The 6027-nt window shown below is 57.7% G+C and carries 6 protein-coding genes and 1 pseudogene; 6 read left to right on the forward strand and 1 reads right to left on the reverse strand.

Annotated elements, in window-relative coordinates:
• Positions 1-63: 63 nt before the first annotated feature.
• The 6 genes and pseudogenes from OGY67_RS07095 to OGY67_RS07120 all read left to right on the forward strand — a co-directional run bounded on the left by OGY67_RS07095 (position 64) and on the right by OGY67_RS07120 (position 5199).
• Entirely contained in the window at positions 64-768 is a 705-nt protein-coding gene (locus tag OGY67_RS07095) for an IS6-like element IS26 family transposase (protein ID WP_001067855.1), read from the forward strand.
• Positions 769-817: 49 nt separating this feature from the next.
• Positions 818-1537: pseudogene (locus OGY67_RS07100) on the forward strand (helicase RepA family protein); the annotation flags it as partial.
• The gene (gene repC, locus OGY67_RS07105; RefSeq protein ID WP_000240536.1) at positions 1524-2375 is read left to right on the forward strand and encodes a replication protein C, IncQ-type; all 852 of its coding nucleotides are present in this window, start codon (positions 1524-1526) and stop codon (positions 2373-2375) included. The pseudogene OGY67_RS07100 and the gene repC, both read left to right, overlap by 14 nt.
• A gap of 308 nt (positions 2376-2683) precedes the next feature.
• Positions 2684-3499, forward strand: a complete 816-nt coding sequence (gene sul2, locus OGY67_RS07110; RefSeq protein ID WP_001043265.1) for a sulfonamide-resistant dihydropteroate synthase Sul2 — start codon at positions 2684-2686, stop codon at positions 3497-3499.
• A gap of 60 nt (positions 3500-3559) precedes the next feature.
• A complete protein-coding gene (gene aph(3'')-Ib / locus OGY67_RS07115; protein WP_001082319.1) occupies positions 3560-4363 on the forward strand; it encodes an aminoglycoside O-phosphotransferase APH(3'')-Ib in 804 nt (267 codons plus the stop codon).
• Complete coding sequence (locus OGY67_RS07120) at positions 4363-5199, forward strand: aminoglycoside O-phosphotransferase APH(6)-Id (protein WP_000480968.1); 837 nt, start codon at positions 4363-4365, stop codon at positions 5197-5199. Before aph(3'')-Ib ends, OGY67_RS07120 begins: the two co-directional genes overlap by 1 nt.
• A 60-nt stretch (positions 5200-5259) precedes the next feature.
• On the opposite strand, the gene OGY67_RS07125 is transcribed toward OGY67_RS07120, so the two are convergent.
• Positions 5260-5964 (reverse strand): IS6-like element IS26 family transposase, encoded by a 705-nt coding sequence (locus tag OGY67_RS07125; RefSeq protein ID WP_001067855.1) that lies wholly within the window; start codon positions 5962-5964, stop codon positions 5260-5262.
• Between the last annotated feature and the right edge of the window lie 63 nt (positions 5965-6027).

The following is a 6027-nucleotide window of genomic DNA, read 5'->3' on the forward strand; positions in this document are numbered from 1 at the left end:
GGCACTGTTGCAAATAGTCGGTGGTGATAAACTTATCATCCCCTTTTGCTGATGGAGCTGCACATGAACCCATTCAAAGGCCGGCATTTTCAGCGTGACATCATTCTGTGGGCCGTACGCTGGTACTGCAAATACGGCATCAGTTACCGTGAGCTGCAGGAGATGCTGGCTGAACGCGGAGTGAATGTCGATCACTCCACGATTTACCGCTGGGTTCAGCGTTATGCGCCTGAAATGGAAAAACGGCTGCGCTGGTACTGGCGTAACCCTTCCGATCTTTGCCCGTGGCACATGGATGAAACCTACGTGAAGGTCAATGGCCGCTGGGCGTATCTGTACCGGGCCGTCGACAGCCGGGGCCGCACTGTCGATTTTTATCTCTCCTCCCGTCGTAACAGCAAAGCTGCATACCGGTTTCTGGGTAAAATCCTCAACAACGTGAAGAAGTGGCAGATCCCGCGATTCATCAACACGGATAAAGCGCCCGCCTATGGTCGCGCGCTTGCTCTGCTCAAACGCGAAGGCCGGTGCCCGTCTGACGTTGAACACCGACAGATTAAGTACCGGAACAACGTGATTGAATGCGATCATGGCAAACTGAAACGGATAATCGGCGCCACGCTGGGATTTAAATCCATGAAGACGGCTTACGCCACCATCAAAGGTATTGAGGTGATGCGTGCACTACGCAAAGGCCAGGCCTCAGCATTTTATTATGGTGATCCCCTGGGCGAAATGCGCCTGGTAAGCAGAGTTTTTGAAATGTAAGGCCTTTGAATAAGACAAAAGGCTGCCTCATCGCTAACTTTGCAACAGTGCCGGTAAATCCATGCTGGCCCTGCAACTGGCCGCACAGATTGCAGGCGGGCCGGATCTGCTGGAGGTGGGCGAACTGCCCACCGGCCCGGTGATCTACCTGCCCGCCGAAGACCCGCCCACCGCCATTCATCACCGCCTGCACGCCCTTGGGGCGCACCTCAGCGCCGAGGAACGGCAAGCCGTGGCTGACGGCCTGCTGATCCAGCCGCTGATCGGCAGCCTGCCCAACATCATGGCCCCGGAGTGGTTCGACGGCCTCAAGCGCGCCGCCGAGGGCCGCCGCCTGATGGTGCTGGACACGCTGCGCCGGTTCCACATCGAGGAAGAAAACGCCAGCGGCCCCATGGCCCAGGTCATCGGTCGCATGGAGGCCATCGCCGCCGATACCGGGTGCTCTATCGTGTTCCTGCACCATGCCAGCAAGGGCGCGGCCATGATGGGCGCAGGCGACCAGCAGCAGGCCAGCCGGGGCAGCTCGGTACTGGTCGATAACATCCGCTGGCAGTCCTACCTGTCGAGCATGACCAGCGCCGAGGCCGAGGAATGGGGTGTGGACGACGACCAGCGCCGGTTCTTCGTCCGCTTCGGTGTGAGCAAGGCCAACTATGGCGCACCGTTCGCTGATCGGTGGTTCAGGCGGCATGACGGCGGGGTGCTCAAGCCCGCCGTGCTGGAGAGGCAGCGCAAGAGCAAGGGGGTGCCCCGTGGTGAAGCCTAAGAACAAGCACAGCCTCAGCCACGTCCGGCACGACCCGGCGCACTGTCTGGCCCCCGGCCTGTTCCGTGCCCTCAAGCGGGGCGAGCGCAAGCGCAGCAAGCTGGACGTGACGTATGACTACGGCGACGGCAAGCGGATCGAGTTCAGCGGCCCGGAGCCGCTGGGCGCTGATGATCTGCGCATCCTGCAAGGGCTGGTGGCCATGGCTGGGCCTAATGGCCTAGTGCTTGGCCCGGAACCCAAGACCGAAGGCGGACGGCAGCTCCGGCTGTTCCTGGAACCCAAGTGGGAGGCCGTCACCGCTGATGCCATGGTGGTCAAAGGTAGCTATCGGGCGCTGGCAAAGGAAATCGGGGCAGAGGTCGATAGTGGTGGGGCGCTCAAGCACATACAGGACTGCATCGAGCGCCTTTGGAAGGTATCCATCATCGCCCAGAATGGCCGCAAGCGGCAGGGGTTTCGGCTGCTGTCGGAGTACGCCAGCGACGAGGCGGACGGGCGCCTGTACGTGGCCCTGAACCCCTTGATCGCGCAGGCCGTCATGGGTGGCGGCCAGCATGTGCGCATCAGCATGGACGAGGTGCGGGCGCTGGACAGCGAAACCGCCCGCCTGCTGCACCAGCGGCTGTGTGGCTGGATCGACCCCGGCAAAACCGGCAAGGCTTCCATAGATACCTTGTGCGGCTATGTCTGGCCGTCAGAGGCCAGTGGTTCGACCATGCGCAAGCGCCGCCAGCGGGTGCGCGAGGCGTTGCCGGAGCTGGTCGCGCTGGGCTGGACGGTAACCGAGTTCGCGGCGGGCAAGTACGACATCACCCGGCCCAAGGCGGCAGGCTGACCCCCCCCCACTCTATTGTAAACAAGACATTTTTATCTTTTATATTCAATGGCTTATTTTCCTGCTAATTGGTAATACCATGAAAAATACCATGCTCAGAAAAGGCTTAACAATATTTTGAAAAATTGCCTACTGAGCGCTGCCGCACAGCTCCATAGGCCGCTTTCCTGGCTTTGCTTCCAGATGTATGCTATTCTGCTCCTGCAGCTAATGGATCACCGCAAACAGGTTACTCGCCTGGGGATTCCCTTTCGACCCGAGCATCCGTATGAGACTCATGCTCGATTATTATTATTATAGAAGCCCCCATGAATAAATCGCTCATCATTTTCGGCATCGTCAACATAACCTCGGACAGTTTCTCCGATGGAGGCCGGTATCTGGCGCCAGACGCAGCCATTGCGCAGGCGCGTAAGCTGATGGCCGAGGGGGCAGATGTGATCGACCTCGGTCCGGCATCCAGCAACCCCGACGCCGCGCCTGTTTCGTCCGACACAGAAATCGAGCGTATCGCGCCGGTGCTGGACGCGCTCAAGGCAGATGGCATTCCCGTCTCGCTCGACAGTTATCAACCCGCGACGCAAGCCTATGCCTTGTCGCGTGGTGTGGCCTATCTCAATGATATTCGCGGTTTTCCAGACGCTGCGTTCTATCCGCAATTGGCGAAATCATCTGCCAAACTCGTCGTTATGCATTCGGTGCAAGACGGGCAGGCAGATCGGCGCGAGGCACCCGCTGGCGACATCATGGATCACATTGCGGCGTTCTTTGACGCGCGCATCGCGGCGCTGACGGGTGCCGGTATCAAACGCAACCGCCTTGTCCTTGATCCCGGCATGGGGTTTTTTCTGGGGGCTGCTCCCGAAACCTCGCTCTCGGTGCTGGCGCGGTTCGATGAATTGCGGCTGCGCTTCGATTTGCCGGTGCTTCTGTCTGTTTCGCGCAAATCCTTTCTGCGCGCGCTCACAGGCCGTGGTCCGGGGGATGTCGGGGCCGCGACACTCGCTGCAGAGCTTGCCGCCGCCGCAGGTGGAGCTGACTTCATCCGCACACACGAGCCGCGCCCCTTGCGCGACGGGCTGGCGGTATTGGCGGCGCTAAAAGAAACCGCAAGAATTCGTTAACTGCACATTCGGGATATTTCTCTATATTCGCGCTTCATCAGAAAACTGAAGGAACCTCCATTGAATCGAACTAATATTTTTTTTGGTGAATCGCATTCTGACTGGTTGCCTGTCAGAGGCGGAGAATCTGGTGATTTTGTTTTTCGACGTGGTGACGGGCATGCCTTCGCGAAAATCGCACCTGCTTCCCGCCGCGGTGAGCTCGCTGGAGAGCGTGACCGCCTCATTTGGCTCAAAGGTCGAGGTGTGGCTTGCCCCGAGGTCATCAACTGGCAGGAGGAACAGGAGGGTGCATGCTTGGTGATAACGGCAATTCCGGGAGTACCGGCGGCTGATCTGTCTGGAGCGGATTTGCTCAAAGCGTGGCCGTCAATGGGGCAGCAACTTGGCGCTGTTCACAGCCTATCGGTTGATCAATGTCCGTTTGAGCGCAGGCTGTCGCGAATGTTCGGACGCGCCGTTGATGTGGTGTCCCGCAATGCCGTCAATCCCGACTTCTTACCGGACGAGGACAAGAGTACGCCGCAGCTCGATCTTTTGGCTCGTGTCGAACGAGAGCTACCGGTGCGGCTCGACCAAGAGCGCACCGATATGGTTGTTTGCCATGGTGATCCCTGCATGCCGAACTTCATGGTGGACCCTAAAACTCTTCAATGCACGGGTCTGATCGACCTTGGGCGGCTCGGAACAGCAGATCGCTATGCCGATTTGGCACTCATGATTGCTAACGCCGAAGAGAACTGGGCAGCGCCAGATGAAGCAGAGCGCGCCTTCGCTGTCCTATTCAATGTATTGGGGATCGAAGCCCCCGACCGCGAACGCCTTGCCTTCTATCTGCGATTGGACCCTCTGACTTGGGGTTGATGTTCATGCCGCCTGTTTTTCCTGCTCATTGGCACGTTTCGCAACCTGTTCTCATTGCGGACACCTTTTCCAGCCTCGTTTGGAAAGTTTCATTGCCAGACGGGACTCCTGCAATCGTCAAGGGATTGAAACCTATAGAAGACATTGCTGATGAACTGCGCGGGGCCGACTATCTGGTATGGCGCAATGGGAGGGGAGCAGTCCGGTTGCTCGGTCGTGAGAACAATCTGATGTTGCTCGAATATGCCGGGGAGCGAATGCTCTCTCACATCGTTGCCGAGCACGGCGACTACCAGGCGACCGAAATTGCAGCGGAACTAATGGCGAAGCTGTATGCCGCATCTGAGGAACCCCTGCCTTCTGCCCTTCTCCCGATCCGGGATCGCTTTGCAGCTTTGTTTCAGCGGGCGCGCGATGATCAAAACGCAGGTTGTCAAACTGACTACGTCCACGCGGCGATTATAGCCGATCAAATGATGAGCAATGCCTCGGAACTGCGTGGGCTACATGGCGATCTGCATCATGAAAACATCATGTTCTCCAGTCGCGGCTGGCTGGTGATAGATCCCGTCGGTCTGGTCGGTGAAGTGGGCTTTGGCGCCGCCAATATGTTCTACGATCCGGCTGACAGAGACGACCTTTGTCTCGATCCTAGACGCATTGCACAGATGGCGGACGCATTCTCTCGTGCGCTGGACGTCGATCCGCGTCGCCTGCTCGACCAGGCGTACGCTTATGGGTGCCTTTCCGCAGCTTGGAACGCGGATGGAGAAGAGGAGCAACGCGATCTAGCTATCGCGGCCGCGATCAAGCAGGTGCGACAGACGTCATACTAGATATCAAGGGCACTGTTGCAAAGTTAGCGATGAGGCAGCCTTTTGTCTTATTCAAAGGCCTTACATTTCAAAAACTCTGCTTACCAGGCGCATTTCGCCCAGGGGATCACCATAATAAAATGCTGAGGCCTGGCCTTTGCGTAGTGCACGCATCACCTCAATACCTTTGATGGTGGCGTAAGCCGTCTTCATGGATTTAAATCCCAGCGTGGCGCCGATTATCCGTTTCAGTTTGCCATGATCGCATTCAATCACGTTGTTCCGGTACTTAATCTGTCGGTGTTCAACGTCAGACGGGCACCGGCCTTCGCGTTTGAGCAGAGCAAGCGCGCGACCATAGGCGGGCGCTTTATCCGTGTTGATGAATCGCGGGATCTGCCACTTCTTCACGTTGTTGAGGATTTTACCCAGAAACCGGTATGCAGCTTTGCTGTTACGACGGGAGGAGAGATAAAAATCGACAGTGCGGCCCCGGCTGTCGACGGCCCGGTACAGATACGCCCAGCGGCCATTGACCTTCACGTAGGTTTCATCCATGTGCCACGGGCAAAGATCGGAAGGGTTACGCCAGTACCAGCGCAGCCGTTTTTCCATTTCAGGCGCATAACGCTGAACCCAGCGGTAAATCGTGGAGTGATCGACATTCACTCCGCGTTCAGCCAGCATCTCCTGCAGCTCACGGTAACTGATGCCGTATTTGCAGTACCAGCGTACGGCCCACAGAATGATGTCACGCTGAAAATGCCGGCCTTTGAATGGGTTCATGTGCAGCTCCATCAGCAAAAGGGGATGATAAGTTTATCACCACCGACTATTTGCAACAGTGCC

Source organism: Citrobacter sp. Cpo015 (assembly GCF_030333035.1).
Taxonomy (GTDB): domain Bacteria; phylum Pseudomonadota; class Gammaproteobacteria; order Enterobacterales; family Enterobacteriaceae; genus Citrobacter; species Citrobacter portucalensis.